This is a genomic window from Rothia sp. HSID18069 (assembly GCF_003989155.1).
GTDB lineage: Bacteria > Actinomycetota > Actinomycetes > Actinomycetales > Micrococcaceae > Rothia > Rothia aeria.
On the sequence record NZ_RBMG01000034.1, the window covers coordinates 1 to 525 of the forward strand.

Consider the following 525-nt stretch of genomic DNA (forward strand, 5'->3'; position numbering starts at 1 on the left):
CACCCCCCCCTTGGGGGCACAAAAAAAGGAGGCCCCCCACAAAGGGGACCCCCACTCACAAAAAAAATTGCGGCAGCCATCTACTCTCCCACACCCACCAAGATGCAGTACCATCAACACCACAGGGCTTAGCAACCAGGTTCGAAAAGGAGACTGAGCGTTTCCCCCCGGCTATCACCACCGCAAAACCACACAACAACACCTTCACGGGGATTACCCCCCGTAAAAGAATAGCTTGTTGTCTCAAAACTGTACAGTGAACACAAACACACAAAACAAAAATGACTATAATGTAAGCCTTCGGTCTATTAGTACCAGTCAACTCCACACCTTACAGCGCTTCCATACCCGGCCTATCAACCCCGTCATCTACAGGGAACCTCACACCCCACACGGGGGCCAGGAGAACTCATCACGAAACAAGCTTCCCGCTTAGATGCTTTCAGCGGTTATCCCTCCCGAACGTAGCCAATCAGCCATGCACCTGGCGGTACAACTGACATACCAGAGGTTCGTCCGTCCCGG

2 rRNA genes are annotated in these 525 nt (G+C 52.8%); both read right to left on the reverse strand.

The features are described from left to right. Positions 1–67: 67 nt before the first annotated feature. Positions 68–185: ribosomal RNA gene (gene rrf, locus D8M41_RS11480) — 5S ribosomal RNA — on the reverse strand. Between the two features lie 103 nt (positions 186–288). Beyond that, positions 289–525: ribosomal RNA gene (locus tag D8M41_RS11485) — 23S ribosomal RNA — on the reverse strand; the annotation flags it as partial.